The 25,052-nt window shown below is 38.0% G+C and carries 33 protein-coding genes, 1 tRNA gene and 1 pseudogene; 15 read left to right on the forward strand and 20 right to left on the reverse strand.

Features of this window, described 5'->3' with window-relative positions:
• From BSEPE_RS08080 to kdsA, 9 genes are all read right to left on the reverse strand, one after another.
• The gene (locus BSEPE_RS08080) at positions 1-567 is read right to left on the reverse strand and encodes a Crp/Fnr family transcriptional regulator (RefSeq protein WP_066045160.1); all 567 of its coding nucleotides are present in this window, start codon (positions 565-567) and stop codon (positions 1-3) included.
• Complete coding sequence (locus tag BSEPE_RS06100; protein ID WP_083502989.1) at positions 560-1,741, reverse strand: BaiN/RdsA family NAD(P)/FAD-dependent oxidoreductase; 1,182 nt, start codon at positions 1,739-1,741, stop codon at positions 560-562. The genes BSEPE_RS08080 and BSEPE_RS06100 overlap by 8 nt, the downstream gene beginning before the upstream one ends.
• The gene (locus BSEPE_RS06105) at positions 1,738-2,988 is read right to left on the reverse strand and encodes a TlpA disulfide reductase family protein (RefSeq protein WP_066045162.1); all 1,251 of its coding nucleotides are present in this window, start codon (positions 2,986-2,988) and stop codon (positions 1,738-1,740) included. The genes BSEPE_RS06100 and BSEPE_RS06105 overlap by 4 nt, the downstream gene beginning before the upstream one ends.
• Positions 2,978-3,235: a hypothetical protein gene (locus BSEPE_RS06110; RefSeq protein ID WP_070104571.1), complete on the reverse strand. Its 258-nt coding sequence runs from the start codon at positions 3,233-3,235 to the stop codon at positions 2,978-2,980. Before BSEPE_RS06110 ends, BSEPE_RS06105 begins: the two co-directional genes overlap by 11 nt.
• Positions 3,228-3,935 (reverse strand): MBL fold metallo-hydrolase, encoded by a 708-nt coding sequence (locus BSEPE_RS06115; RefSeq protein WP_066045164.1) that lies wholly within the window; start codon positions 3,933-3,935, stop codon positions 3,228-3,230. The genes BSEPE_RS06110 and BSEPE_RS06115 overlap by 8 nt, the downstream gene beginning before the upstream one ends.
• Positions 3,932-4,231 (reverse strand): YciI family protein, encoded by a 300-nt coding sequence (locus tag BSEPE_RS06120; RefSeq protein ID WP_066045166.1) that lies wholly within the window; start codon positions 4,229-4,231, stop codon positions 3,932-3,934. Before BSEPE_RS06120 ends, BSEPE_RS06115 begins: the two co-directional genes overlap by 4 nt.
• Positions 4,231-4,965 (reverse strand): 4-hydroxy-tetrahydrodipicolinate reductase, encoded by a 735-nt coding sequence (dapB, locus tag BSEPE_RS06125; RefSeq protein ID WP_066045168.1) that lies wholly within the window; start codon positions 4,963-4,965, stop codon positions 4,231-4,233. Before dapB ends, BSEPE_RS06120 begins: the two co-directional genes overlap by 1 nt.
• A 71-nt stretch (positions 4,966-5,036) precedes the next feature.
• Entirely contained in the window at positions 5,037-7,235 is a 2,199-nt protein-coding gene (gene recQ / locus BSEPE_RS06130) for a DNA helicase RecQ (RefSeq protein ID WP_070104572.1), read from the reverse strand.
• A gap of 20 nt (positions 7,236-7,255) precedes the next feature.
• Positions 7,256-8,089, reverse strand: coding sequence for a 3-deoxy-8-phosphooctulonate synthase (kdsA, locus tag BSEPE_RS06135; RefSeq protein ID WP_066045170.1), 834 nt, complete (start codon positions 8,087-8,089; stop codon positions 7,256-7,258).
• Positions 8,090-8,167: 78 nt separating this feature from the next.
• On the opposite strand from kdsA, the gene trpC reads away from it, so the two are divergent.
• From trpC to BSEPE_RS06160, 5 genes are all read left to right on the forward strand, one after another.
• Complete coding sequence (gene trpC, locus BSEPE_RS06140) at positions 8,168-8,965, forward strand: indole-3-glycerol phosphate synthase TrpC (protein ID WP_066045172.1); 798 nt, start codon at positions 8,168-8,170, stop codon at positions 8,963-8,965.
• Positions 8,962-9,372 carry an OsmC family protein gene (locus tag BSEPE_RS06145; RefSeq protein ID WP_066045174.1) on the forward strand — a complete coding sequence of 137 codons (411 nt, stop codon included), beginning with the start codon at positions 8,962-8,964 and terminating at the stop codon, positions 9,370-9,372. Before trpC ends, BSEPE_RS06145 begins: the two co-directional genes overlap by 4 nt.
• Entirely contained in the window at positions 9,365-9,583 is a 219-nt protein-coding gene (locus tag BSEPE_RS06150; RefSeq protein WP_066045176.1) for a hypothetical protein, read from the forward strand. Before BSEPE_RS06145 ends, BSEPE_RS06150 begins: the two co-directional genes overlap by 8 nt.
• 64 nt (positions 9,584-9,647) lie before the next feature.
• Positions 9,648-9,740: transfer RNA gene (locus BSEPE_RS06155), tRNA-Ser, on the forward strand.
• Positions 9,741-9,940: 200 nt separating this feature from the next.
• The gene (locus tag BSEPE_RS06160) at positions 9,941-10,720 is read left to right on the forward strand and encodes a thiazole synthase (protein ID WP_066045178.1); all 780 of its coding nucleotides are present in this window, start codon (positions 9,941-9,943) and stop codon (positions 10,718-10,720) included.
• 32 nt (positions 10,721-10,752) lie between these two features.
• Here BSEPE_RS06160 and BSEPE_RS06165 read toward each other — a convergent pair whose 3' ends face one another.
• Both BSEPE_RS06165 and BSEPE_RS06170 read right to left on the reverse strand, forming a co-directional pair.
• Complete coding sequence (locus tag BSEPE_RS06165) at positions 10,753-10,992, reverse strand: type II toxin-antitoxin system RelE family toxin (RefSeq protein ID WP_066045180.1); 240 nt, start codon at positions 10,990-10,992, stop codon at positions 10,753-10,755.
• Positions 10,989-11,237 (reverse strand): type II toxin-antitoxin system CcdA family antitoxin, encoded by a 249-nt coding sequence (locus BSEPE_RS06170; protein WP_066045181.1) that lies wholly within the window; start codon positions 11,235-11,237, stop codon positions 10,989-10,991. The genes BSEPE_RS06165 and BSEPE_RS06170 overlap by 4 nt, the downstream gene beginning before the upstream one ends.
• A gap of 84 nt (positions 11,238-11,321) precedes the next feature.
• Between BSEPE_RS06170 and BSEPE_RS06175 the strand changes: the two are divergent.
• Positions 11,322-11,507 (forward strand): annotated as a pseudogene (locus BSEPE_RS06175) (thiazole synthase); the annotation flags it as partial.
• Positions 11,508-11,560: 53 nt separating this feature from the next.
• Here the strand turns inward: BSEPE_RS06175 and BSEPE_RS06180 are convergent.
• The 3 genes from BSEPE_RS06180 to BSEPE_RS06190 all read right to left on the reverse strand — a co-directional run bounded on the left by BSEPE_RS06180 (position 11,561) and on the right by BSEPE_RS06190 (position 13,585).
• Positions 11,561-11,923: a cytidylyltransferase gene (locus tag BSEPE_RS06180; protein ID WP_066045185.1), complete on the reverse strand. Its 363-nt coding sequence runs from the start codon at positions 11,921-11,923 to the stop codon at positions 11,561-11,563.
• A gap of 84 nt (positions 11,924-12,007) precedes the next feature.
• Positions 12,008-13,066, reverse strand: coding sequence for a hypothetical protein (locus BSEPE_RS06185; protein WP_066045187.1), 1,059 nt, complete (start codon positions 13,064-13,066; stop codon positions 12,008-12,010).
• A 156-nt stretch (positions 13,067-13,222) separates the two neighbouring features.
• Positions 13,223-13,585 (reverse strand): DUF805 domain-containing protein, encoded by a 363-nt coding sequence (locus BSEPE_RS06190; protein ID WP_066045188.1) that lies wholly within the window; start codon positions 13,583-13,585, stop codon positions 13,223-13,225.
• Positions 13,586-13,787: 202 nt separating this feature from the next.
• Here BSEPE_RS06190 and BSEPE_RS06195 point away from each other — a divergent pair, with 202 nt between their 5' ends.
• The 6 genes from BSEPE_RS06195 (at position 13,788) to BSEPE_RS06220 (ending at position 18,600) form a co-directional block, all read left to right on the forward strand.
• On the forward strand, positions 13,788-14,750 hold the full coding sequence (locus tag BSEPE_RS06195) for an integron integrase (protein WP_066045191.1): 963 nt from the start codon (positions 13,788-13,790) through the stop codon (positions 14,748-14,750).
• A gap of 7 nt (positions 14,751-14,757) precedes the next feature.
• Positions 14,758-15,831 (forward strand): aminotransferase class I/II-fold pyridoxal phosphate-dependent enzyme, encoded by a 1,074-nt coding sequence (locus tag BSEPE_RS06200; protein WP_066045193.1) that lies wholly within the window; start codon positions 14,758-14,760, stop codon positions 15,829-15,831.
• Positions 15,821-16,528 (forward strand): alpha/beta fold hydrolase, encoded by a 708-nt coding sequence (locus BSEPE_RS06205; RefSeq protein WP_066045195.1) that lies wholly within the window; start codon positions 15,821-15,823, stop codon positions 16,526-16,528. The genes BSEPE_RS06200 and BSEPE_RS06205 overlap by 11 nt, the downstream gene beginning before the upstream one ends.
• A gap of 37 nt (positions 16,529-16,565) precedes the next feature.
• Positions 16,566-17,054: a 5-(carboxyamino)imidazole ribonucleotide mutase gene (purE, locus tag BSEPE_RS06210; protein WP_066045197.1), complete on the forward strand. Its 489-nt coding sequence runs from the start codon at positions 16,566-16,568 to the stop codon at positions 17,052-17,054.
• On the forward strand, positions 17,055-18,167 hold the full coding sequence (locus tag BSEPE_RS06215; RefSeq protein ID WP_066045199.1) for a 5-(carboxyamino)imidazole ribonucleotide synthase: 1,113 nt from the start codon (positions 17,055-17,057) through the stop codon (positions 18,165-18,167).
• A gap of 130 nt (positions 18,168-18,297) precedes the next feature.
• On the forward strand, positions 18,298-18,600 hold the full coding sequence (locus tag BSEPE_RS06220) for a DUF3846 domain-containing protein (RefSeq protein WP_066045201.1): 303 nt from the start codon (positions 18,298-18,300) through the stop codon (positions 18,598-18,600).
• Here the strand turns inward: BSEPE_RS06220 and BSEPE_RS06225 are convergent.
• The 5 genes from BSEPE_RS06225 to lpxK are packed head-to-tail and all read right to left on the reverse strand — an operon-like array spanning position 18,597 to position 21,637.
• Complete coding sequence (locus BSEPE_RS06225; protein WP_066045202.1) at positions 18,597-18,980, reverse strand: glutaredoxin family protein; 384 nt, start codon at positions 18,978-18,980, stop codon at positions 18,597-18,599. The two genes, BSEPE_RS06220 and BSEPE_RS06225, sit on opposite strands and share 4 nt — an antisense overlap.
• A complete protein-coding gene (folD, locus tag BSEPE_RS06230; RefSeq protein WP_066045204.1) occupies positions 18,977-19,840 on the reverse strand; it encodes a bifunctional methylenetetrahydrofolate dehydrogenase/methenyltetrahydrofolate cyclohydrolase FolD in 864 nt (287 codons plus the stop codon). Before folD ends, BSEPE_RS06225 begins: the two co-directional genes overlap by 4 nt.
• Positions 19,837-20,571, reverse strand: coding sequence for a 3-deoxy-manno-octulosonate cytidylyltransferase (gene kdsB / locus BSEPE_RS06235; RefSeq protein WP_066045205.1), 735 nt, complete (start codon positions 20,569-20,571; stop codon positions 19,837-19,839). The genes folD and kdsB overlap by 4 nt, the downstream gene beginning before the upstream one ends.
• A complete protein-coding gene (locus tag BSEPE_RS07900) occupies positions 20,571-20,732 on the reverse strand; it encodes a Trm112 family protein (protein ID WP_083502990.1) in 162 nt (53 codons plus the stop codon). Before BSEPE_RS07900 ends, kdsB begins: the two co-directional genes overlap by 1 nt.
• Complete coding sequence (gene lpxK / locus BSEPE_RS06240; protein ID WP_066045207.1) at positions 20,729-21,637, reverse strand: tetraacyldisaccharide 4'-kinase; 909 nt, start codon at positions 21,635-21,637, stop codon at positions 20,729-20,731. The genes BSEPE_RS07900 and lpxK overlap by 4 nt, the downstream gene beginning before the upstream one ends.
• A 56-nt stretch (positions 21,638-21,693) precedes the next feature.
• On the opposite strand from lpxK, the gene BSEPE_RS06245 reads away from it, so the two are divergent.
• From BSEPE_RS06245 to BSEPE_RS06255, 3 genes are read left to right on the forward strand one after another with little or no spacing between them, the layout of a single operon-like run.
• Positions 21,694-22,929, forward strand: a complete 1,236-nt coding sequence (locus tag BSEPE_RS06245) for a lipoprotein-releasing ABC transporter permease subunit (protein ID WP_066045209.1) — start codon at positions 21,694-21,696, stop codon at positions 22,927-22,929.
• Positions 22,922-23,593 (forward strand): ABC transporter ATP-binding protein, encoded by a 672-nt coding sequence (locus BSEPE_RS06250; RefSeq protein ID WP_066045212.1) that lies wholly within the window; start codon positions 22,922-22,924, stop codon positions 23,591-23,593. The genes BSEPE_RS06245 and BSEPE_RS06250 overlap by 8 nt, the downstream gene beginning before the upstream one ends.
• Complete coding sequence (locus BSEPE_RS06255; RefSeq protein WP_066045215.1) at positions 23,590-24,156, forward strand: hypothetical protein; 567 nt, start codon at positions 23,590-23,592, stop codon at positions 24,154-24,156. The genes BSEPE_RS06250 and BSEPE_RS06255 overlap by 4 nt, the downstream gene beginning before the upstream one ends.
• Before the next feature lie 6 nt (positions 24,157-24,162).
• Here the strand turns inward: BSEPE_RS06255 and BSEPE_RS06260 are convergent, their stop codons facing one another.
• Positions 24,163-25,005, reverse strand: a complete 843-nt coding sequence (locus BSEPE_RS06260; RefSeq protein WP_066045217.1) for a lysophospholipid acyltransferase family protein — start codon at positions 25,003-25,005, stop codon at positions 24,163-24,165.
• Positions 25,006-25,052 lie beyond the last annotated feature (47 nt).

Here is a 25,052-nt window from a genome sequence, read left to right on the forward strand (position 1 = left end):
TTATCGTATTTTAATAAGGTGTTTTTTGCGACTAATTCTACCTTCTTGCTCAAGAATTTTCAAAGTGCGATAAAAAGTTTCATGTGCTAAGCCGAGTTTTTGTGCCATATCTTTGAGTGAATAGGAAAAATGGAATTCAGAATTTTCATCTACCTCGGAATCGAAAAAAGTTGTTACCCTGTTGTAGGCACTATTGATGCTTTTTATTTCGTTCAATAATCTCAAATCTCGCACTTGCTGGGTGTGGATTTTAAGCAAATCCATTGTGGCATTCGGGTGTTTTTGTAAATATTGCAAAACTGTTGATTTATCAAAAGATAAAACAGTGCAGGGGCAATCACAAATGGCGTGACAATGGTATTTATTGGCAAAAAGAGAGGCTTCAGCAAAGGTTTCGCGCGCGTAGGCAATGTGAATAACCAAGGGTTGCCCATCTGAAGTTTCTCGCACTAATTTGATTCGTCCTTTGTCAAGAAAAAAGAGACGATTAGCCTCTGAATTTTGTTGGAAAAGGTAGTCGCCTTTTTTAAAATTTAGGGTTTTATATTTTAGTATTTCTTTAAACATATTGCCCCGCTACCCAGCCCGAAGACCATGCCCATTGAAAGTTGTAGCCCCCTAGCCAACCAGTAACATCAACTGTTTCACCAATGAAATAAAGGTCTTTTTGTTTATTAGACTCTAGAGTTTTTGAGGACAACTCATTGGTATCTATGCCACCTACGCAAACCTCGGCAGTGCGCATACCTTCAGTGCCACTTGGAGTTAGCGCCCAATGATTGAGTTTTTTACCTAAAGTGATTAAATCTGCTTTTTTAATCTGATTAAGTGCGCTATCTGATAAAGGTTTGTCTAATAATGTATCTGCCAGACGAATCGCCAAACGCTTTGGAAAATAGGCATTTAAAACAGTTTTTAACTCAGATTTGGGGTTACTATCACGCATCTCTAACAGCCAATCGCTTGCTTTCAAATCAGGTAATAAATTAAATACTACGGTATCGCCTTTGCGCCAATAAGAAGAAATTTGTAACACCGCTGGACCACTAACACCTCTATGAGTGATTAAAATTCCCTCTCTAAAACTTTGATTATTACACGCCACGATTGCATCAATACTAAGCCCTGACAAATCTTTAAAATAACGCTCAATATCCGCTTGATGAAAGGTGAGTGGCACTAAGGCAGGCTTAAAATTGATGGATTTGTGTCCAAATTGTTTAGCAACTTGCAAACCAAAATCGGTAGCACCCATTTTAGGAATAGATGCACCGCCTGTGGCAACGACAAGAGAATCAGACTGGAAAGTACCTTGGTTGGTTGTGAGTACATAGTGGGTTTGATGGTCAATATTTTCAACGCTGGTGTTAAGTTGGATAGTGGCTTTTTGGCAGTTATCCAATAGCATTGACAACACCGATTTTGATTTTTCATCGCAGAATAATTGCCCTAAAGTTTTTTCTGTCCAATGTAGATTGGAATTTTCCAATAAAGCCATAAAATCCCATTGTGTATAACGAGATAAGGCAGATTTACAGAAGTGAGGATTGTTGGAAATATAGGCTTCTGGGGTAATATGTAAGTTGGTGAAATTGCAGCGACCACCCCCTGAAATCAAAATCTTTTTACCGGCTTTATCTGCCTTGTCAATAAGTAGCACCTTGCGCCCGCGTTGCGTAGCTTGCATGGCGCACATTAACCCTGCTGCACCTGCACCGATGATGATAACATCGTATTTCACAGCAAGGTCTTAATGGTATTAATGACGCTTTGATCATCCCATTCTAACGCCCCTCGAAAGCCATAACGAATAACGCCCTCTCTATCAATCAAAAAATTAGAAGGATAGGCATACACGCCCCATTCTTTGACGGCTTTTCCATTCTCGTCTAATAAAATCGGTAGCGTGAGTTTGAGCTTTTTGATAAATTTAACGATTTTGTCACGGGGTTCACCGACATTAATAGTGATGATTTTAAAATCTTTTTCGTTAAATTTTTGCTGTAGGCGCATTAAAGAAGGGATCTCCTTAATACATGGATTACACCAACTTGCCCAAAAATTAATCAGTAACACTTGCCCTTTATAATGACCAAGGCTAGCGACTTCACCGTCCAGTGTTTTTAGATTTAACGACATCCCTTGTTTGCCTCGATATACTTGTAAAACAGGCTCAACAAAGGTAGTTTTGGTGATGGCATTGATGTCTGCATTGGTGTGCATTATTTTTGGCACTTGTATGGTTTTCATTAATTGTATGGCTTGGTGATAAGTACTTGCCAAATGGTTTTTTGCCTTGATACCAAATTTTGATAAATCTCTAGATTTTTTCATGTGAAAGCCGTAACCCACACCTGTTAAACGATGCATAAAGACGGCACTACCACCATTTTTTAGCTGAGTGCCAATTTCTTTACTACGCATAAACTTAGTGCCGAATTGTGGTAATAAAATATAGATAGGCAGGTTGCTGAATTTGGCAATATTAATGTATTTTGCTGTGCTACCTAAGCCAGGTTTTCCGTCAATTAGGTGCGGGGAGTGAAAAATATGCCCCTTGAGTAAGGTCGAGTTCGGATGTTTTAATTGCCATTGGTAAGCGATTTTTAGGGCTAATTGTGCACCGCGTCCTGTGGTTAAAAAATAAATGCTTTTGAAGGATTTTTCTTTAGCAATGGCAATAATATTGACTAAATCATCAATATTAAAACGATTAATACTGCTTTTATATTTTGGAATCATATAACTATCGTGCAAGTCTAATGCCCACACATCGTAGCCTTTTGTGGTTAATTCTTTAGCAGTGGTTTGATAACCTTTGCCAAAACCACGCCCTGTTGGTAAATAGACCAATAAGGTATTACCATCTGACGGGTAAGCATCAACGCTGATAGTGTTGCCTGATGTCAATTCAATATCCAAATCTTGCCCTGCAAATACCAACGAGGTGAATAAAATGAAAAGCCAGCCGTAAAAATTACGCTTCATAATTGTAGATTTCGACTAAATAATAAAGCATTGTACCTTCAGACGAACGGGCTGGTCCGACGACTTTGGTAGCGTAGAATTTTTTGTCAGGATTGGCTTGTGCCATTGCTGTTTCTAAATCTTCAACAATTTCCACACTTGCCGCTGGTACTCGCTCTCGTTTTACACGGGGAATACGCACTACTGCAAATTGCTCTTTGGCAAAGTTTGCCCGTGGATGTGGATCTAATGAATAACCATTAATCATCAGCAACAATCTTGGCGCCACATACTTGATTTGCAGGCACCGCAACATGAATTTTTGCAGGCAGGGATAAATTCATCGCATTTACTCGTCTTACAAATTCAGCTTTATCTACATTATTACCAATCATTTCATTAAAGGTTTTTTCTTCCCAGATGGAACTCACTGTTCTGCCACCATAATCATGTGCGGGATAAACTAAAGTCTCTTTAGGTAGGGTAAATATTTTTTTAATAGAGTCATAGAGTTTCTCCGCTGACCCACCTTGAAAATCACAACGACCACAACTCCTAATCAATAACGCATCACCGGTAAAAACCTTATCGTCAATCACAAACGACATGCAGCCGTCGGTATGACCTGGTGTTGTCATGGCAATCAATTCATAGTCGCCAAAGGCTAAACGCTCAGCATCTTTTATTAAAATATCAGCGCAGGCAACTGGATTGGCTTCACCGAGAACGATTTTGGCATTTTTAAACTTCTGTTTAAGCGGGCAAGAACTGGTAATATGGTCAGCGTGTACATGCGTTTCAACGATGTATTTCAAATCCAAACCCAATTCTTCAATAAGCCCAATATCGCGTTGCTGAGTTTCATCAACTGCATCAATAATAATCGCCTCTTTGGTTTTTGAATCGGCCAATAAGTAGGTATAGGTTGAACTTTGTTTTTCAAATAAAGGACGGAAAATTAAACTCATGGTAACACCTTCTTAAATGGTTTGACAATGACACTTTTATAAGCACCCGATGCTAAATAGGGGTCAGCATCTGCCCAAGTTTGTGCATCCTCAAGGCAATCAAACTCTGCTACCACCAAAGAGCCTGTAAAACCCGCCTCACCTGGTTCATTATTGTCAATTGCAGGATGGGGGCCTGCCAAAATCAAGCGTCCTTCATTTTTTAAACGCTCTAAACGCTCAATATGCGCAGGACGCACGGACATTCTTTTTGCTAATGAATTTTCAATATCTTGCGAAATAATGGCATACAGCATTATGACAACGCCAGCACATCTTGCATTGAATGCAATCCTGCCGATTTATCATTTAGCCAACTCGCCGCACGCACTGCACCATTTGCAAAAGTCATTCTTGATGAAGCCTTATGTGTAATTTCAACGCGCTCGCCCTCCATAAAGAAACTCACGGTATGCTCGCCAACGACATCACCACCACGAATGGTAGAAAATCCAATCGTAGTTCTGTCACGAGGCTTTTCAATACCCTCACGACCATAAACTGCGCATTTGGATAAATCCCTACCCAAAGCATTTGCTACTACTTCGCCCATTTTTAAGGCTGTGCCCGAGGGTGCGTCGACCTTGTGACGATGATGTGCCTCAACGATTTCAATGTCCGAATCCTCTCCAATCACGCGTGCTGCCAACTCTAATAATTTCAACGAAAGATTAACGCCCACACTCATATTTGGTGCAAAAACAATCGGCATGGTTTTTGCAAAACCCTCAAGTTGAGCCAACTCTTCGTTGTTAAAACCTGTGGTGCCGATCACCATTTTTTTGCCGGCACGCTCACAAATTTCTAGATATTTCAGGGTAGCAACGGGACGAGTAAAGTCAATCAGCACATCAAACTTATCTAGTGCATCGTTTAAATTATCGCCTTCATCAAAAACCACACCCAATTCCACGCCATCATTTTGGTTAATCGCTTCGATAATGGTTTTTCCCATACGCCCTGAAGCGCCAGTTACTGCTATTTTTACCATTTTGCCTCTTTACATAAATTAGTTATTGAATTATACCGAAATTAGTTAATGAGTTAATTTTGCTTTAACTTTCACATTTTTTGATTAAGTTGTCTAAAAATTGACAGTTGCTTTTGAGCCTCCTCAATAGACCCTAGCTGATCAACACCCTGTAAAATCCAATCATTGATGTCTTTATCAATAGACACAGTTGCAAAAAGTTGCTGTTTTTTTGCTTCTTCAATCTCTCCTGCATCGGCTAATTTATTGATATGACCTAATATGGTAGAAACTGCCAATTCTCGTTGCTGATAGATGTCATCAATAGACAAATCTTGCCGAATAAGCGCCAAAGTTTCTTGATAAGTGATGGATAATTTTTTATCGGGTTCGTCTTCAGAAGTAACCTCTTGCGTGGTTTTTGGCGTGATATTTTCAGCAGATTCTAAAGCAGGATTTTTAGTCAATTCTTGGTTGTATTCCTGAGAAACACCCGCCTTCAAAGTGGATAATAAGGCTAAAAAACGCGCACCATATTTTTCAATTTTTATTTGTCCAACCCCATTAATCTGCAAGAAGCTGGCTTCATCATTGGGTAAAAAATACGCCATTTCTGTCAAAGTTTTATTATCAAAGATAACATAGGCTGGCATCCCTTCCTCTTTGGCAATTTCTGCCCTCAACGCCCTTAATTGCTCAAAAATTCCTGCATCGACTTGATATTCTTGTCTGGCAATTTTCTTGGGTTTCTCGTCTTTGTCTTGCGTTTGTAAATTACTTGCACGAATATCAACCATTTGCTCAGATTTCATTATTTCCATGGCAATATTCGTCAATTTCAAAACCTTAAAATCACCTATGATTAGCGCATCTATTTCTAGTAAACGGTCTCCAATAATTTTCCATGTGGCTCTATTGATGTCACTACCAATACCATAAACAGATAAATCTTGATGCCCATTATTTAATACTTTTTGATTTTTTGAGCCTAACAAGATATCAATCACATACCCCTGTCCAAAATTTTGCTCAGTACGATAAATCGCTGATAAAAACATCTTTGCCTGTTCGCTAATATCACTGCGTTCAACATCAGGGTTAAGACAGTTGTCACATTGTGTTTTACAGGCGTTCATTTCATCGTCAAAATAATGACTGAGTGCTTGGTGTCGGCAACCCTCAGAGAATGCATATTTTTTAACAAGGTTTAATTTATTATAGGCGGCGTCACGATAGGTTTCATCTTCAATATCGGCAATGAAATGCCCTAACAAACCTAAATCGCCTGTTGAGTACAGCAGTAAAACTTCACTCGGCAACCCGTCTCTACCTGCTCTACCCATTTCTTGATAATAGGCTTCCATGGTTTTTGGCATTGACATATGCACCACAAAACGGATGTTGCTTTTGTCAATCCCCATTCCAAAGGCAATAGTAGCAACCATAATATCAATATCGTCATTAACAAAATCGCTAAATGCTTGACGGCGCTCTTCGGATGACAATCCTGCGTGATAGGCCTTGGCTTTTAAACCCTGTTCTCGTAAAAAAGCACTGAGTGATTCAGTATTTTTGCGTGAGAGGGTATAAATGATGCCCCGTTCATTTTGATGACTTTGCAGGAAGTCTAATAGTTGCCCATGTCCATTCTTTTTTCTAGGTTTGACATTGATAAATAAATTATCTCTAAAAATCTTGCCACGAATAATGTTGTTTCTATCTTTAAATTGCAATTGATTGACAATATCCTTTTCCACTTGCGTGGTTGCCGTTGCGGTAAATGCAGAAACACCGATTTCGGGAAAACGATTTTTTAGCAAACCCAATTGACGATAATCTGCTCGAAACTCATGTCCCCATTCACTGACACAATGCGCCTCATCAACGGCAAAAAAAGCAATCTTTAGACGCTCTAAAAAATGCAAAAAATAATCATTTTGTAATCGCTCTGGCGCAACAAAAATAAACTTTATCTTACCCTCTCGTAAATCATTTTCTGCCTGAGTATTTTCTTCCATACTCTGCATAGACGACATCATTACCGCTTCAATACCCTTTGCCATCAAGCCGTGAACTTGGTCCTGCATCAATGCCAACAAAGGTGAAACCACCACCACAACGCCTTCCATTAGCAAGCCTGGTAATTGATAGCATAGTGATTTACCACCACCTGTTGGCAAAATTAATAAAACATCTTCGTGGTTAAGAATTTTGTCCACCGCGGACTCTTGTAACGGACGAAAGTCATCAAACCCAAAAATATCTTGTAGGATTTGATGCTTATCAGACATATTTATACAAAGGTCTTTTTTTAAAGTTGGTCTTCTAAAAACCCATTTTTCTTAGTGATATGGTCAATGTCTTGCAATGCTTTGAGCATTTCAGACATTTTATCAATCGGAATCATATTCGGTCCATCGCTGAGTGCCTCGTTAGGATTTGGATGAGTTTCCATAAAAAACCCTGAAACCCCAACCCCTGCCGCCGCTCTGGCGACAACAGGCACCATTTCTCTTTGTCCACCTGAAGTGCCACCTTGTCCGCCTGGCTGCTGTACAGAATGCGTGGCGTCAAAAACAATCGGCTGACCCGTTGAGCGCATACTGGATAATCCACGCATATCAGAGATGAGCGTATTGTAGCCGAATGAAGTACCACGGTCACATAAAGTGATTTGTTGATTGCCTGTTTCAAAGGCTTTATCCACTACATTTTGCATATCCCACGGCGCTTGGAATTGACCTTTTTTAATGTTGACAGGTATACCTTGTTTACAAACATTTTGAATAAAATTAGTTTGACGCACTAAAAAAGCAGGTGTTTGCATCATATCAACCACTGATGCCACCTCATCAAGTGGCGTATCTTCATGGACATCGGTCAACACAGGGATACCGATTTCGTCCTTGACTTTTTGCAAAATACGCAAACCTTCTTCAACACCAAGACCTCTAAAACTACTGGTACTGGTGCGATTAGCCTTATCGTAAGACGATTTATAGATAAAATTAATGTTTAATTCATCAGTAACTTTCTTTAAATAAGCGGCAGTTTCCATTGCCAACGCCTCAGATTCAATCACACAAGGTCCAGCGATGAGGAAAAATGGATGGTCTAGACCGACCTCAAAATTTAATAATTTCATACTTTAATGTTGGTTAAAAAACTCAGTGTTAATTATATTCGTTTAAAATAACCGATACCATATAAATTGAAAAACACTATGAGCGACACGCCCGACATTTTAAAAAAAATTATTGCCCGTAAAGAAGAAGAGATAGCCACTTGTAAAGAAAATATTTCTGTGCAAAAAATGTTAGATGCTGCTTATAAAAACCGCGATACACAAGATTTTTATCAAGCGTTAAAAGATAAAGCCGACTTAAAGCAGAATGCAGTTATTGCAGAAATTAAAAAAGCATCCCCCTCCAAAGGTGTATTGCGTGAAAATTTTAACCCTGTTGAAATCGCTCAAAGTTACCAACAGGCAGGGGCAGCGTGTTTGTCTGTATTGACTGACAAGGATTTTTTTCAAGGTGATAATCAATATTTGACCGATGTGCGACAAGCCGTCTCCATTCCTGTATTACGCAAAGAATTCATTATTGACCCCTATCAAATTTACGAATCCAGAGTGCTTGGCGCTGATTGTATCTTACTCATTGCCGCGTGTTTAAGCGACGAGCAGATGGAAGACCTTGCAATGCGTGCAATTGCGATTAATATGGATGTATTAGTTGAGGTGCATAACATAGAAGAGTTGCTACGCACACAGCAATTACGCCTGCCGATGATTGGCATTAATAATCGTAATTTGCGTTCGTTTGATGTGTCTTTAAATACGACGATTGAACTAATGAAAGCAGTGCAAGAAGACACTTTAATCATCACCGAAAGTGGCATTTTGACAGGAGAAGATGTTGCCTTTATGCGTAAAAATGATATTTATAGTTTTTTAGTTGGCGAGGCCTTTATGCGTCAAGACAACCCAGGTATCGCCTTGCAGGAGATGTTCAAATGAATACAGTAAAATGGATTAATGGGATGAATATGATTGGCAAATCTGCCAGTGGTCATACCATTGTTATGGACGGACCTGAAGAATTGGGCGGGCAAAATTTGGGTGTGCGTCCAATGGAAATGTTATTACTTGGCATGGGTGGCTGCACCACGGTTGATGTAGTCTCTACACTGAAAAAAATGCGTGAATCTGTGCGAGATTGTCGCGTGGAAATCAGTGCAGAACGCGCTGATGAGCATCCAAAAGTTTTTACCAATATCCATATGCATTTTATTATTGAAGGCAGCGACTTAAACGACAAAAAAATTAAAAAAGCGATTGCTTTATCCGCGGATAAATATTGCTCTGCTTCCATTATGCTAGGCAAAACTGCCACAGTAACGCACGACTTTGAAACCCATGAATAACTGGGGCTGGCTTGGCACGGTAACTGGCATAACGGGTGGAATACTGGTGGCACTAAATTTTGAATATTCAAAATTCGGCTATATTTTCTTTATGGTTTCTGCCATTAGTTGGGTTATTCAAGGGACGAGAAATAATGATAAATCTTTAATTTTACTTAATGCTGTGTTTATTTGCGTTAATGCACTGGGTATGTACCGTTGGTTTTCTTGAAAAATGATTAGAACCTTTAAACGCCTTTCAAAGTCCTTTATTTACAGTATAATGTTTCTCTTCTGGAGAGTTGGCCGAGTTGGCTGAAGGCGCGCCCCTGCTAAGGGCGTATAGGGTTTATCCCCTATCGAGGGTTCGAATCCCTCACTCTCCGCCATATTACTGCGTCTTTTTCCATTTCACGGCGTTGAACAAATAAATCCTCTTAATCACATAGTTTTATCTATGCTCAACCGAGTATTTATTCGTTCGCCTTGTGAAATGGAAAAATATTTGCAATACTTTTGTGGCCTTGTATCGACACCATTAAGAATAAGGTAAAATTCCCCAATTATTTCATTAAAAAATAAACGCATTATGACTGACACAGCTTTAATCATTGCAGGAAAAACTTACAACTCGCGCCTGCTGGTTGGTTCAGGAAAATATAGCGACCTTACCGAAACCAAACTGGCAACAGAAGCAGCAGAAGCAGATATTATCACCGTTGCCATTCGTCGTACTAATATCGGTCAAGATGCCAACGAACCTAACTTACTTGATGTTGTGCCACCAGAAAAATATACCATTTTGCCCAATACAGCAGGCTGTTATAGCGCCAAAGATGCGGTGCGCACTTGCCAATTAGCACGCGAACTTTTGGGTGGTCACAATTTGGTTAAACTCGAAGTATTGGGTGACGAAAAAACCCTTTACCCGAATATTGTAGAAACCTTAGCTGCTGCAAAAATTTTAGTCGCAGATGGCTTTGATGTGATGGTTTACACCAGTGACGACCCCATTATTGCCAAAGAATTAGAAAACATCGGTTGCTGTGCAATAATGCCCCTCGCTTCACTCATCGGCTCAGGACAAGGTATTGCCAATCCTGCTAATATTAAACTCATTAAACAAAACGCCAATGTACCCGTACTCATTGATGCAGGCATTGGCTGCGCATCAGATGCCGCCAAGGCAATGGAATTGGGCTGTGATGGGGTATTAATGAACTCAGCTATTGCCAACGCCAAAAACCCAGTACTAATGGCAAGCGCAATGAAGCACGCTGTTATCGCCGGTCGTGAATCTTTCCTTGCTGGCAGAATGATGAAAAAAGCCTATGCTTCCGCTTCATCACCTATGGAAAATTTAATTTAAGTTAGGTGGAATGATTTGTTAGACGATCTGCATTACTTATAAATATCACCTCTACTATCAACTTTTAATATTTGTATTTTCTCTTCATTCATATGAAATAAAATTCTATATTTTGATATTCTTATTCTATAAATTGGAGGTGTGTCATTACCTGTTAATCTTTTAACATCCCCATTTGGTAAATTTTGAATCGCATTAAATATTTTTTCTTGAAGTTTTTTATCATATTTGAAAAACTTCTTTTCAAAAGTTTTAGAAAATGATATCTTCATAAGTTAAATTTATTTTTAAACTCTTTATTTGAAGTAAATTCATCACTTGCTAATATTGATAAAATTTCTTTTTCATCATCTGCTTCTAATATTAAATTAGTTTGTTCTTTTATTTTAGTGTTTTTTGAAAGATATTCTCTAAGACTTTCTCTAATCATGGCGGATATTGATTTCTTTTCTATAAAACCTACTGCTCTAGCCTGTTCATATAGCGCTTCATCTATTGTTAAATTTAATCTATGCATAATTATTTCCTTTATAGTGATGTATTGATGTATTATATCATAGACTTTTTAGCAGTCGAACTTTTTAATTTCGGTCAAAATGACAAGACAATGGAATTGGGCTGTGATGGGGTATTAATAAACTCAGCCATTGCCAACGCCAAAAACCCAGTACTAATGGCAAGCGCAATGAAGCACGCTGTTATCGCCAGTCGTGAATCTTTCCTTGCTGGCAGAATGATGAAAAAAGCCTATGCTTCTGCTTCATCACCTATGGAAAATTTAATTTAAGTCAGGTGGGATGACTATTGGGTGATTCCAAATAATTAACGCCCTTTGTCTTTTTATTTCCTTTGAAATTGGGTTACGATGTTTTGTTTTATTTTAGTGGATGAATTTCTTGGACTGTATTTTATTTGAACTACTTTTTTACCTTGTGTGTTGAAATAATTTTCCACATCTTGATTATGAGGCTTCCTACCCCAGTCTTCTCCAATAACAAAAATATCTGCTTTAACCTCTTTACAAACAGAAAGATAATCCAGCTCATGGTACGGAAGTACGATATCCACACAGCGAAGTGCTTTGAGCATTTCAATACGCTGTTCAAGTGGTATGGCAGGAACATTAGGTTTGTATAATTTAACCACCTCATCAGAAGCAACACCCACAGCAACCTTACTGCCTAACGCCTTGCTCAGCGGCAGTTTAAAGGGGCGCGTTTTTGCGTAAGCAAAAAAAGTGACGCTTTAAACTGTCCGCTGGAGCTATTTGTTATGCCATATTTAGGATTAATCATCTTTATCCCAATCTGCGTTGCCATCACAGTGATTACAACCAGCCCAATGACTATGTTCCATATCACCAGTGTTAGGCTCGTTACACCAGCCACACCGCTGAAGTGACTCAAGAACTAAAAAACAACTTGCACAAACATATTTATCATTTTCGGTTCTAACAACGGTATGATAGCCATCGCAATCACTACAATTACCCATATCCCAAGAGTCATCACCATCCATTGCTGCAACATGGGCAGCACCATCATCTATTTCAGATGCTAAATCTTCTGGCTCGAATCTCTTACCGCAATTGTCGCATTGCCCAAAACCCTCGTTTTCGAAAACTACTTCTGTGGAGCAATCAGGGCATTCAATTTTGATGCATTTTTCAGAGAGACCGCAAACTAAACAGTTTGCATTATATATTTCTTTCAACTCATCTTCGTGCTCTTGTGAGTCAAATCCACAAGAAGGACACGACTTAAATATTAGCCCGCTTAGTTTTTTATTTTTTATATCAGATGATATCTGGTCATAAATAACTTGTAAAAACGAATGTGATTTCCTTAACTCTTTATCAATATTAGCTACACCTGTTTTCCATGGTTCAAATACTTCACGCCACCGTTCAGTAATTAACTTGTGCAAAAAATACCATGCGGTTAATTGTTGTTTAACTATATCTCTTAGTTGTTCTTCATTTTCTTCTTCACTGTGCGCCTCATGAAAAAAGTGAACCATTTTATTTCTGTGCTTTGTTATTTCACGAAAAACCGACAGTTCTTTGGTTAGACCGCTTCGCACTATCTTTGTTAATCTATCTGATGCACCATCAAGCGAAACAGATTGAAAATTACCTGAAACAAATTTATTCCAATCTGGTTCTTGCCTGTGAGAAATGACAAGAGTCCAATGCTCCGCCATAAGTCTTGCTTTAAGGAATAATTCGACAGCAGCATGAAAATGGATAACAGAATACTTTGGTTGCTCAGTTAACTCAGAAATAGCCTTTTCTAGGAAGTCTAATCCATTTTTTACAAGTCGCTCTAACATTACATCCTTATTCATTTCTACCCTTTTGTTTTTTTGGCATAACGGCAATCTTGAGGGACAAGGTAAATTAACGGCTTTGTAATTTGATATTTCAAATATCTAAATGCGACACTTAAAAGCTTGATATTTTCGCCACTTTTACCTTGTTCCTCTCCTAGTATTTGTTATAGTTTATTCTGTAGGTGTTATAACTTTTGGATTTTCTCCGTATTGATTAGCTTCTTCATCACTATCTTTTGTAGTCCAAATAATAATTAATATCCAACCTAAAATAGGTACAATAGCAATTAATTGCCACCATCCACTTCTGTTAATGTCATGCAGTCTTCTTATCATAACACCAATATATGGTAATAAAACAGCTAATGCATAAATTAATCCTATTATTCCAAGCCCACTTCCTATTACTGCATCTAATATGCTACAAATAATTGTAGCTATTATATTAAATAATGTGAAATACCAATATTCTGACCTTGTTGCTCTACCATTAAAAACGGTATATTTTTTCAGTACTTCTAAATACCAATTCATTTGTTCTCCTGTTTTGTTTTTTTCTAAATAATTACATTTTAAGCTCATCTTGAACTATAACTATTTATTAAGGTTATAATTATACACTAACTTTAATAAAAATATAATTAAATTAAGTATAAAATACTAAAAACATAAAATACGCTTAATATATAATTAAAAACGAATATAATAATGTATATATTTATATAAAAGTATAAAAATGGCAAAAAAATTATTAGAGGTTGTTAGAGACAAAATCCGTTTAAGGCATTATAGTTATCAAACTGAAAAAACTTATCTTGGCTGGATAAAGAGATACATTTTATTTCACGATAAAAAGCACCCAGAAAAAATGGGTAAGATTGAGATTGAAGCATTTTTGACTGATTTGGCCGTTAATCGCAAGGTTTCTCCATCAACGCAAAATCAGGCATTTAATGCTTTGTTATTTTTGTATGAAAAAGTTTTGGAAATTTCCATTAAAAATGAAAATATCTCTGCTTTGCGAGCAAAAACTAAAATTCATATTCCTGCTGTTTTGACCAAAGACGAAGTTAAAAATGTGATTTTTAACAGCAAAGGGGTTTATCAATTAATGCTTAAACTTATGTATGGTTGTGGCTTGCGGATGAGTGAATTGTTGCGTTTGCGGATTAAAGATATTGATTTTGGTTTTGATAAAGTTTATATCTGGGATGGTAAAAGTCAAGAAGATAGGGTGTTGCCCTTGCCACAAAAAATTAAGGAAGATTTGCAAATTCATATTGAAAATGTGCGGAAAACGCATAAACAAGATACGATTGACGGCTTTGGCTATGTTAATTTACCTTTTGCACTTAATAAAAAATATCCGAATGCTAATACTGAGTTTAAATGGCAATATTTATTCCCAATGAACGCAATTTCACAAGACCCGAGGGGTAAGAGGAAAATTCGCTATCATGTGTTGTCTGCTACTTTTGGCAGGAATATAAAAACAGCGGCGCGTTTGGCGTATATTGATAAAAAAATATCCGCCCATACTTTTCGCCATTCTTACGCAACACATTTATTACAAAACGGTATTGATATTCGCACAATTTCTGGGCTTTTGGGGCATAAAAATCTACAAACTACGATGATTTATACGCATATTGTTAAAGAATTAAATCAAAATATTGTTAAAAGCCCGTTAGATTTTTAAAAAATTTATGAACTTTACACAGCAACTTACTCATATTAAAAACCAACACCTTTACCGGCAAGTGAAAATTGCCGATGGGTCTTGTGTGGATTTTTGTTCGAATGATTATTTGGGGTTAAAAAATCACCCAAAAGTGATTAAGGCGTTTAAACAAGGGGTGGATAAATTTGGTGTGGGCTCGGGGGCGTCGCATTTAATTAATGGACATACGACGGCGCATCAAGAATTAGAAGAAGCGTTATCGGATTATATAGGGGTAGAAAAAACCCTATTATTCTCAACTGGGTATATGGCAAATATTGGTGTGTTTTCTGCGCTCAAAAGTGAATTGGATTGGGTCTTGCAGGATAAGCTCAATCATGCGTCACTCATTGATGCCAATCATTTGATTGGCTTGCCACTCAAGCGCTATTTGCATACTGATATTGCATCACTTGAGAAGAAAATTGATAGGCAAACTGGGCAAGGCTTGATTGTAACCGATACAGTATTTAGCATGGATGGAGATCAGGCGGATATTATTGCACTCGAAAAAGTTGCAAAAAAATCTGATGCACTACTTATGCAGGATGATGCCCATGGATTTGGTATTTTTGATACAAATATCCCGAAAAATTCTATTTATATGGCAACTTTAGGTAAGGCAGCAGGCGTTATGGGGGCTTTTGTGGGGGGAAATATAGATTTTATTGATTTTTTGGTGCAAAAATCACGCCCTTACATTTATACTACAGCGATTGCACCTGCTTTATGTGTGGCAACGCTTCAAAGTTTAGAACTGATTAAAAGCGGCGAGCAAAGGGCCAAATTATTAGAAAATATTGATTTCTTTCAAAAGTTTTCACACTCACTATCATTACCGATTTTGCCATCAGATAGTGCAATTCAACCTTTAATAATTGGCGACAACAAACAGGCTTTATTGCTTAGTCAGACACTACTTGAAAAAGGCTTTCAAGTAAGTGCCATTCGCACGCCAACGGTTGCCAAAAACGCAGAAAGATTGCGCATTACTTTGAATGCCAATCATACACAAAAACAAATAGAACAGCTGCTTAGCGAAGTAAAATATGCTTTATAGTCGCACCACTGGCACAGGTAAAGACTTAGTGTTACTACATGGTTGGGGATTTAATAGTGATTTGTTTAATGATTTAATTGCGCGTTATCAAAATCAGTATCAAATAACGGTTATTGACTTACCCGGGCATGGGCGAAGCAGTGTGGTGGATGGCGATTTAGATAAATGGTGCGATGAGATTATCAAGCTATTGCCTGACAATCCAATTTTATTAGGCTGGTCTTTAGGTGGCTTGTTGGCGATTAATATTGCCAACAAGGTTAATGTATCTCAACTGATTTTATTAGCCTCAAGCCCTAATTTTGTCACAACTGTTGGTTGGCATTATGGCATTGATGCGAAAAATTTTCATCAATTCTCGGATACATTGTCGTTGAATTTATCCAAAGGATTAAAGCGCTTTGTCAGTTTACAAAGTCAAAACAAAACGCAATTAAAATCCCTTAATCAGTCCATTGATACCTTGCCTGCAACGACTATAGCACTTAACCAAGGGTTAAAAATTTTATTACAGCGTGATTTACGCCAACAATTTGAGCAATTAGATATTCCGATACAGGTTGTCTTGGGTAAACAGGATACCTTGATACCAATTGAGATTGCCAAATGGTATAAACAAAAAAATACCTCGGTAACAATATTAAATACTGGACACCTGCCTTTTCTACATCCAGACTTTGAATTGCGTATAATTTAATAGTCTCTTTAATCATATAAAAACTTTGGAGCAAGAAATGAGTGCAGTTGTTGGGGTTATTATGGGGTCAAAATCTGATTGGCCGACGATGAAAAATGCAGTAGAAATGCTGGAAGAATTTGGCGTAGCGCACGAAGTCAAAGTGGTCTCCGCACATCGCACCCCTGATTTAATGTTTGACTATGCATCAAGTGCATTGGAGCGCGGGTTAAAAGTGATTATTGCGGGGGCAGGAGGTGCAGCGCACCTGCCAGGTATGGTAGCGGCAAAAACCATTGTTCCTGTCTTGGGCGTTCCTATTCAATCGCGTGCGTTAAGTGGTCAAGATTCTTTACTTTCTATTGCACAAATGCCAGGTGGAATTCCTGTTGGCACGCTCGCTATCGGCGAAGCTGGGGCTAAGAATGCAGGCATCCTAGCAGCACAAATAATTGCCAATGGAGATGAAGCGGTAAAAGCAAAAGTGCTTGCCTTCAGAGCTAAGCAAACGCAAGATGTACTTGACAATCCTAACCCAAGCGATTAAATGAAAGTTGGCGTTTTAGGTGCGGGTCAATTAGGCAGAATGCTTGCGATTTCAGGCTATCCTTTGGATCATCAATTTGGTTTTTCAGGTAACAGCAATGAGGAGCCTTCATCCCTATTAGGACATATGTTTATTGGCGATGATAGTGTTAATTCTCTAGTGGATTTTGCTGATGTCATTACCTATGAAAGTGAAAATACCGATGTGGAAATCGTTAAAAAAATTGGCAAAAAAGTGACCGTTTATCCCGGTGAAAAATCATTGTTCATCACCCAACATCGAGGTCGAGAAAAAGCCTTATTCGACCAACTTAATATTCCTTGCGCCCCTTATCAAATAGTCAGCTCTGAGCAAGATTTAAAAAATGCCGTAAATACCATTGGATTACCTGCGATTTTAAAAACAACAACCGAGGGTTATGATGGTAAAGGTCAGTTTTTAATACATGAAAAAAGTCAAATTACCAAGGCCTGGGAAAGTATGAATGGTGCTGAATCAATTTTAGAAGGCTTTGTGAATTTTAAACGCGAGCTTTCTCTGATTGCTGTGCGTGATACCAATAATAATCACAAATATTACCCTTTAGTTGAAAATACGCATCATGACGGTATTTTGCGCCTGACCATTGCCCCCGCTCAGGCGATTGACCCCGAAGTGCAAAAGACGGCTGAACACTATATGCAAACTTTGCTCGATGAAATGAACCATGTTGGCGTACTAACCATTGAGTTGTTTGAAACGAACAATGGATTGGTTGCCAATGAAATGGCACCTCGTGTACATAATTCTGGGCATTGGAGTATTGAAGGGGCAAATACCTCGCAATTTGAAAACCACATTCGTGCAATTACTGGTCAGCCACTTGGCGATACCACGCCGACACACCCACTTTCTGCAATGGTAAATATCATTGGTAAAATTGGTAATATTGACACAGTTCTAAATATGCCCAATGCACATTTGCACTTATATGACAAAGTAGAGCGTGCAAATAGAAAGTTAGGGCACATTAATATTACTGCCAATTCTGAGCAAGGATTAAACAGTAGTATCCAACAACTACAGGCGTTTTTACCTAATGAGGCCACTGTATTAACCCATCACAACTTATGAAACACATAAAACAGCACCTTTTCCACCCAAAAACTCGTCAAATAACCAGCTATTCTCCTCATCTTTGGATGAAAAATGCACTATTTTCTGTATTCCCTAAGTCGCACTGGGTTAATGCAGTGGTCTCCTAATGTCTGAAGTGAAATACAAATGGCATCAAGCAATGCTTTACAAAGTGACTGGCGACCCGATTGCCATCAAGCCTCTTGAGGGTGCGGAGGAATTCAGCAAAGCTGAATTAGAAACTTTTATAGGGGGTTACTTAGGTTTCATTAAACAAGGAAACGGCATGTTAGTCATCAACGATGATGGCGAAGCCTTAGGTTTGCCTCAAAATGAAATGGCAGGCAAGAATGGTTACGCCCTATTTGGCAATGTCATTTTTGTGCCTATTGACAATTCTGAAAACACACTAAATATAACAACCCACTAATTTTTTTGACCAAAACGCTTGTCTAAATAGGCAATGATGTCAGAGGTTTCATGCATCCACTCGACTTTGCCATTTTCAGTAATTTTTAAACACGGGACTTGGTGTCCGCCAGTTTCTTTAATGAGTTCCGCTCTGGCGGCACCTTTTCTGTCTTGTGCATCTTGCTTGGTAATTTTGAGATTTAAGCGTCTAATAGCTCTTCTGGTTTTAATACAAAATGGACAGCCGAAGAATTGATATAATTCAATATTTTCTGTTTGTGCATCAACTGATTTTTGCTCTTCTTCGCTGCGTTTTACTTTTCCAACTGGAATTAACCAACTAATCAATGCAATAATTGCACCCAAACCATTTCTAAACGCTTTTAATAAAATTTTCATTTTTTCTCCTTTGCTTGATAAGCCGTTAATGTATTTTCCAATAATGTGGCAATAGTCATTGGACCAACGCCACCTGGCACGGGAGTAATCCATCCTGCGACTTTTTCAGCGCTGTTGAAATCAACATCACCAACCAATTTAAAATTCCCATTTTCTTCTATGCGATTAATACCCACATCAATCACAATCGCACCTTTTTTAATCCATTTACCTTTGATAAACTTAGGAATGCCAACGGCGACAACGATTACATCAGCATTTTTAAGTTTGTCTGACAAATTAGTTGTTTTGCTGTTACAAATCGTCACAGTGGCGCGGGCGTTTAAAAGCTCCATTGCCATTGGCCGCCCGACAATATTGGACGCCCCGACTACCACGCAGTCTTTACCCATCAAATCAATACCTATTGTCGCCAACATTGTCATTACACCTTTTGGCGTACAAGGGCGCAGGTGTGGCTTATTTTGCATGAGTTTGCCGATATTTTCACTGTGAAAACCATCAACATCTTTGGCTGGATTAATGGCTTCAATGATTTGATTAGCATCCAGATGTGCTGGCAATGGCAGTTGCACTAAAATACCATCAATATTACTATCCTCATTTAATTGTTCAACCTCTGCCAATAACTCTACTTGCGTAATATCGGCAGGTTTATTAATTTTTTCAGCATAAAAACCGACTTCCCTGCAGGCATTGTCTTTATTACGCACATACACCTTCGATGCAGGATCATCACCTACCAAAATCACTGCTAAGCCCGGCTTGCGTAAGCCGGGCTTAAGATTGAGTTGTGCCACTTGTTGTTTGATATTTTTTCTCAAATCTTGGGCAATTTGCTTGCCGTTTATAATAGTCATTTCAGCGCCTCTCTTACTTTTTCTAAATCTTCTGCTGTATCCACACCAAACCCTGTTGGAGCACAGGCTTTACTCACATGAATACCAAAGCCCTCATTCAGTACCGTGAGTTGTTCTAATTTTTCTACTTGTTCATAACGCGAACTGTCCATGGTTAAATATTGTTTGATAAATCCACAGCGATACGCATAAATACCAATATGTTTGAAGCACAATGATGCATCAAAATCAACCTCATCACGAAATGCGGGAATTGGTGAGCGCGAAAAATACAAAGCTTTGCCGAATTTATCAAACACCACTTTCACACAATCTGGGTCTAAATATTGCGCCTTATCAATAACATTCTCACACAAAGTTGCCATTTGCATTTGTGAATCGGCTAAATTTTGTGCCACTTGTTTAATCACTTGCGCATCCAACATCGGCTCATCACCTTGCACATTAACAATAATTTGCTCATCATTAATATTTAAGGTCTCTAACACTTCAGCAATGCGCCCTGTGCCTGAAGTATGGACTTTGCTAGTCATACAAGTGGTAGCACCAAAATTTCTTGAAATTTCTTCGATTATGGTGTTATCTGTCGCTATTATGACACTATCTGCACCACTTTTAATGGCATTTTCGTAAGTGTGTTGAATCAGGGGTTTGCCGTGGATGTCTTGCACCAATTTTGCACTCAAACGACTTGAAGCATAGCGCGCAGGAATAATGACTGAAAAACCCATTAGGTTATTTTACGCGCCTCTTCAATTAACAAGACTGGAATGCCATCAACAATCGGATATGCCAAACCGCTTTCTTCACAAATCAATTCGTCATCGACTTGTTTCAATGGTGCTTTGCTTTGCGGGCAGACCAATAATTTTAATAAGGCTTCATCTATCATATTTTCTCATCAAGTTGTTTCAAAAAATCTCCGCTTAACTCGGCTTCAACCTGTAAATACCACATTTGCTGCGTTGCGAATTGTTTACATTTTACACAATCCTTGGCAGTCATAATAATAGGATGTGTGTCTTTAAAATCTAAATCTGATTTAATAAAAAGATGGTGATCGGCAAAAGGATGTTCAATCAAATCCACGCCTAAATCATACATCACAGTAAAAAACTTACTTGGCTTGCCAATCCCCGCCACGCCATGACAAGTTTGTTTTTTAAAATAGTCTAAAGGCTGGACTTCCTGGGTTTTTAAATTGATAAAAGCAAGTGGCTTTAAAACACTTTGCAAAACAAAATCCACTTTGTCCAACCTTGCAATCGATTCTCTTAAGGGTCCAGCAGGCAATAAAAAACCATTACCAAATCCATTTTCCACACAAATTTCTATCGCTCTACCCATTGCATAATGTTGTAGTCCATCATCACTAATGACAATATCCACGCTGTGATTGTCAATCAAATCTTGCACCGCCTGCGTGCGCTTTTTATTCACCATCACTACCGCGCCCGTTTGCGTCGCAATCAGCAAAGGTTCATCGCCTGATAGTTCAACTGCTGTGGTTTCTTTTACCAATAAACTCCCTTGTTGATGTATGCCGCCATAGCCACGCGAAACCACGCCAACTTTTTTACCTTGGGCTTTAAAATACTCAACCAATGTCATCACAATTGGTGTTTTGCCAGTACCACCTACAGTAATATTACCCACCACAATCACTGGCACATCAAACTGATGTGTCTTCAGTATGCCAAAATAATATAAGACTTTTCTAATAAGCGATAGCAGGTAAAAAATTGCCGAAATCGGCAATAATAAATAATTAATTAACCCGCGTTTATTTAAATCCACTTCTTTCTTATTTTTTCTACTTTTAAAGGTGCTAATTATGACAAAATATTAACCCTATGAGTATCGAATTTAAAATTTCTAACCAATATTTACGCGCCAATCATAAAAAAGGCTTTGTGTCCTTTATCTCTGGCGTCTCTATTGTCGGCTTAATACTTGGAGTAATGACACTCATTACAGTGTTATCAGTAATGAATGGCTTTCATAAAGAGCTGCGTGATAGAATATTAGATGCCATTTCACATTCTTACATTACCGAATATAGTGGTACAGTAGAAAATTGGCAAGCATTGCAGATAAAAATTAACCAACATCCAAATGTCATCAGTACTTCACCTTATATAGAAAAATACGGCTTACTCAATACTACATCCAACTCACAAGGCATTAGCGTCAGAGGAATTAAAACTGAGTTAGAAAAAAAGACCTCTGTTTTATTAGATAAAATGAAATCTGGTAGTGCCACTTTGGATAAATCTAGCATTTTGATTGGCGCAGGTTTAGCCAGTCAATTAGGTGTAATGGTTGGCGATAAAGTAACCTTAATTACACCGCAAGTATCCTCGAATATTCTTGGTATGCAGCCAAAATTTAAACGCTTCACTATTAGCGGTATTTTTGAGGCGGGCATTGCAGAATATGACAACAATTTAACCTTTATCCAACTACGACAAACGCAATTGTTATACGCAATGAAGGGCAAAGTATCGGGTATTCGATTAAAAGTAGATGATTTATTTAATGCCAAAAAAATCACTGCTGAAGTGGTTAACGACATAGGGCATGGGCAATATTACGGCGTTGATTGGACACAACAAAAAGCCAACTTTCTGCAGGCACTTAACCTTGAAAAACAAATGATTAGTATTATCCTATCTCTAATGATTGCTGTCGCTGCCTTTAATGTGGTGTCAATGATGGTAATGGTAGTGACCGATAAAAAAGCCGATATTGCCATTCTCAGAACCATCGGTATGACGCCGAAACGCATTGTGAAAATCTTTTTTTATCAAGGTATTACGATTGGTGTTATTGGTATTATTATTGGCACAATATTAGGCATTGCATTAGCACTTAATATTGAAGTTGTAATTGCAGGCATTGAGTCAATACTGGGCTTTCAATTTTTTCCTGCCGATGTCTTTTACATCAGTCGCTTCCCTTCCGAAGTGCACTTGGTTGATATAATTAAAATTACCTTTGGTGCTTTTATTTTAGTGGTTCTTGCTTCTATTTACCCCGCTAAACGCGCTGGAAAACTGCAAATATCAGAGGTGTTAAACCATGAGTAAAATAATTGAATGTAGAGAAGTTGGCTACCAGTATAGCAATGGAAAAATTAAAACAACGGTATTGGATTCACTTAATTTAACACTTGAACAAGGGGAATCCCTCGCTATTATTGGGCAATCGGGTTGTGGAAAATCTACACTACTTAATCTATTAGGTGGCATCAGTCAGCCGACTACGGGCAAAGTCCTTATTAATAACAGTTGTTTATCGCAAATCAACGAAGAGAAAATCACACAACTTCGTGCCCAACATTTGGGTTTTGTCTATCAATTCCATCACTTGCTAAAAGATTTTAGTGCTTTAGATAATGTAGCAATGCCGCTATTAATTCGTGGCGACGATAAATCTACAGCCATCAAAAAAGCCAGCAAACTACTCACAGATATTGGCTTACAAAATAGACTAAATCACCGCCCTGCCGAATTATCAGGTGGACAACGACAACGGGTTGCAATTGCCCGAGCATTAATTAACAACCCGAGTTGCTTATTGGCAGATGAGCCAACGGGCAATTTAGATGCAAAAAATGCAGAGGAAGTGCTAGCGTTAATGATGGCACTTAATCAACAACAAAAATCAGCATTAATTCTTGTCACTCACGACATCAATATTGCCAAAAAAATGGATAGAGTTTTAACCTTAGAAAATGGAAAATTAGTATGAATATACACCAAATACAAATATCTTATTCTGATCAAGAAGACCGACTACTAATGAGTATCAATAGCACAGAAAATGAAGAGATGCGCTTATTTCTTACCCGACGCATTGTAACCTCATTTTTGGATATTCTCAATCAGACCATCAGCCATTCTTTATTGAATAAACCAGAATTAAATAATATGGAAAAATCTGCCTGCGAACCAGACAAAGAATTAACCCCTCAACAAATGCAACAACAGATGGCGCATCAAGCAAAACATCAGCACATTGTTGATGAAAGTGATTACGCCACACCTTTTAACACTGGCAATAAATTCCCGATGGGAGAAGTCCCTATTTTAGTTGTAAAAATTACCATTAATATCCATCAGGATAACAATGTCTCTTTTGTTTTTGTTAACACCGATGGAGAGGATATTAACTTTAACCTTAATCCACAATTACTACACAATATATTAGATTTACTGGCTAAAGTACTACCAAGCACTGAATGGAATATTGGATTATTAGATAAAAATAACCTGCTTATTGCAGAATCTGAAAAAAACCTAATTTTGCACTAATTGCGATTAGGTTTTTTTTACTTGGCAATTTTTAAAGCGATTATAAACCCAAAACCATTGTTCTGGATTTTGCAATATTACCGCTTCCATTTTGCGTGTTAATGCATAAGTGAGCTGCTCTATTTTTTGACCATTGGTTAATTTAGGCGCAAATAATCCCTCTACTAACTCAATATTAATAATATATTCATTGGCATTTTTACCTGGTAATGAATAAACAAAATACAAAGGTCTGTTACTCAATATAGATAATGAAGGCGCAGTCTTGGGAATGGTGGTTTGAAACCCTAAAAAAGATGTTGGCAAACCTGTATTTTTTAAATCACCATGAACAAAGATACTTTGCCCTTGGCTTAAGGCTTTGACTAATTGAAAAAAAATACTTTTAGACTTTTTAATATAAGGAATATCTAAATACTGCAAAATACGCAGCCCAAGTTGGTGCAGAGCCGGGCTTTTTTTTCCTGCGCCTATGATTGTGCAAACCTTGATGCCACTTTGTTTTAATGCGTATGCTGCGCTGTCAGCCTTACCCATGTGTATTGAGGCAAAAACCGCACCATTATCCGTTAACTGTTCTATTGGCATAGGCGCATTAATCGTATAATTAATATTCTTAATATCAAGAATATTAATCACATTACTAACAACATTAACAATACAAAGGCGTGCCAATGCGCATATTTCTTGTTCAGATAGCTGATTAAAAATAACCCTCATATCTTTACAGATGCGTCCTAATTTAGCGCGCAATAAAAGCCAAATCAAACCTTTAATAAATACCGCACGGATAAACTTAGGTGCTTTCAATAAACCCCATAGCAATGCCAATAAAATTCGTTGCGCCATATTAAAAATCCAAATATTGTTTTAATAATTGTTGATTATCTACTTTT

This window comes from endosymbiont of Bathymodiolus septemdierum str. Myojin knoll, assembly GCF_001547755.1.
Taxonomy (GTDB): domain Bacteria; phylum Pseudomonadota; class Gammaproteobacteria; order PS1; family Pseudothioglobaceae; genus Thiodubiliella.

What these genes read in the sequence shown, in the direction of transcription:
- BSEPE_RS08080 (WP_066045160.1), bottom strand. Translation starts at nt 567, where the DNA reads ATGTTTAAAGAAATACTAAAATATAAAACCCTAAATTTTAAAAAAGGC.
- BSEPE_RS06105 (WP_066045162.1), bottom strand. Translation starts at nt 2,988, where the DNA reads ATGAAGCGTAATTTTTACGGCTGGCTTTTCATTTTATTCACCTCGTTG.
- BSEPE_RS06110 (WP_070104571.1), bottom strand. Translation starts at nt 3,235, where the DNA reads ATGATTAATGGTTATTCATTAGATCCACATCCACGGGCAAACTTTGCC.
- BSEPE_RS06115 (WP_066045164.1), bottom strand. Translation starts at nt 3,935, where the DNA reads ATGAGTTTAATTTTCCGTCCTTTATTTGAAAAACAAAGTTCAACCTAT.
- BSEPE_RS06120 (WP_066045166.1), bottom strand. Translation starts at nt 4,231, where the DNA reads ATGCTGTATGCCATTATTTCGCAAGATATTGAAAATTCATTAGCAAAA.
- dapB (WP_066045168.1), bottom strand. Translation starts at nt 4,965, where the DNA reads ATGGTAAAAATAGCAGTAACTGGCGCTTCAGGGCGTATGGGAAAAACC.
- recQ (WP_070104572.1), bottom strand. Translation starts at nt 7,235, where the DNA reads ATGTCTGATAAGCATCAAATCCTACAAGATATTTTTGGGTTTGATGAC.
- kdsA (WP_066045170.1), bottom strand. Translation starts at nt 8,089, where the DNA reads ATGAAATTATTAAATTTTGAGGTCGGTCTAGACCATCCATTTTTCCTC.
- trpC (WP_066045172.1), top strand. Translation starts at nt 8,168, where the DNA reads ATGAGCGACACGCCCGACATTTTAAAAAAAATTATTGCCCGTAAAGAA.
- BSEPE_RS06145 (WP_066045174.1), top strand. Translation starts at nt 8,962, where the DNA reads ATGAATACAGTAAAATGGATTAATGGGATGAATATGATTGGCAAATCT.
- BSEPE_RS06150 (WP_066045176.1), top strand. Translation starts at nt 9,365, where the DNA reads ATGAATAACTGGGGCTGGCTTGGCACGGTAACTGGCATAACGGGTGGA.
- BSEPE_RS06160 (WP_066045178.1), top strand. Translation starts at nt 9,941, where the DNA reads ATGACTGACACAGCTTTAATCATTGCAGGAAAAACTTACAACTCGCGC.
- BSEPE_RS06165 (WP_066045180.1), bottom strand. Translation starts at nt 10,992, where the DNA reads ATGAAGATATCATTTTCTAAAACTTTTGAAAAGAAGTTTTTCAAATAT.
- BSEPE_RS06170 (WP_066045181.1), bottom strand. Translation starts at nt 11,237, where the DNA reads ATGCATAGATTAAATTTAACAATAGATGAAGCGCTATATGAACAGGCT.
- BSEPE_RS06185 (WP_066045187.1), bottom strand. Translation starts at nt 13,066, where the DNA reads ATGAATAAGGATGTAATGTTAGAGCGACTTGTAAAAAATGGATTAGAC.
- BSEPE_RS06190 (WP_066045188.1), bottom strand. Translation starts at nt 13,585, where the DNA reads ATGAATTGGTATTTAGAAGTACTGAAAAAATATACCGTTTTTAATGGT.
- BSEPE_RS06195 (WP_066045191.1), top strand. Translation starts at nt 13,788, where the DNA reads ATGGCAAAAAAATTATTAGAGGTTGTTAGAGACAAAATCCGTTTAAGG.
- BSEPE_RS06200 (WP_066045193.1), top strand. Translation starts at nt 14,758, where the DNA reads ATGAACTTTACACAGCAACTTACTCATATTAAAAACCAACACCTTTAC.
- BSEPE_RS06205 (WP_066045195.1), top strand. Translation starts at nt 15,821, where the DNA reads ATGCTTTATAGTCGCACCACTGGCACAGGTAAAGACTTAGTGTTACTA.
- purE (WP_066045197.1), top strand. Translation starts at nt 16,566, where the DNA reads ATGAGTGCAGTTGTTGGGGTTATTATGGGGTCAAAATCTGATTGGCCG.
- BSEPE_RS06215 (WP_066045199.1), top strand. Translation starts at nt 17,055, where the DNA reads ATGAAAGTTGGCGTTTTAGGTGCGGGTCAATTAGGCAGAATGCTTGCG.
- BSEPE_RS06220 (WP_066045201.1), top strand. Translation starts at nt 18,298, where the DNA reads ATGTCTGAAGTGAAATACAAATGGCATCAAGCAATGCTTTACAAAGTG.
- BSEPE_RS06225 (WP_066045202.1), bottom strand. Translation starts at nt 18,980, where the DNA reads ATGAAAATTTTATTAAAAGCGTTTAGAAATGGTTTGGGTGCAATTATT.
- folD (WP_066045204.1), bottom strand. Translation starts at nt 19,840, where the DNA reads ATGACTATTATAAACGGCAAGCAAATTGCCCAAGATTTGAGAAAAAAT.
- kdsB (WP_066045205.1), bottom strand. Translation starts at nt 20,571, where the DNA reads ATGGGTTTTTCAGTCATTATTCCTGCGCGCTATGCTTCAAGTCGTTTG.
- BSEPE_RS07900 (WP_083502990.1), bottom strand. Translation starts at nt 20,732, where the DNA reads ATGATAGATGAAGCCTTATTAAAATTATTGGTCTGCCCGCAAAGCAAA.
- BSEPE_RS06245 (WP_066045209.1), top strand. Translation starts at nt 21,694, where the DNA reads ATGAGTATCGAATTTAAAATTTCTAACCAATATTTACGCGCCAATCAT.
- BSEPE_RS06250 (WP_066045212.1), top strand. Translation starts at nt 22,922, where the DNA reads ATGAGTAAAATAATTGAATGTAGAGAAGTTGGCTACCAGTATAGCAAT.
- BSEPE_RS06255 (WP_066045215.1), top strand. Translation starts at nt 23,590, where the DNA reads ATGAATATACACCAAATACAAATATCTTATTCTGATCAAGAAGACCGA.
- BSEPE_RS06260 (WP_066045217.1), bottom strand. Translation starts at nt 25,005, where the DNA reads ATGGCGCAACGAATTTTATTGGCATTGCTATGGGGTTTATTGAAAGCA.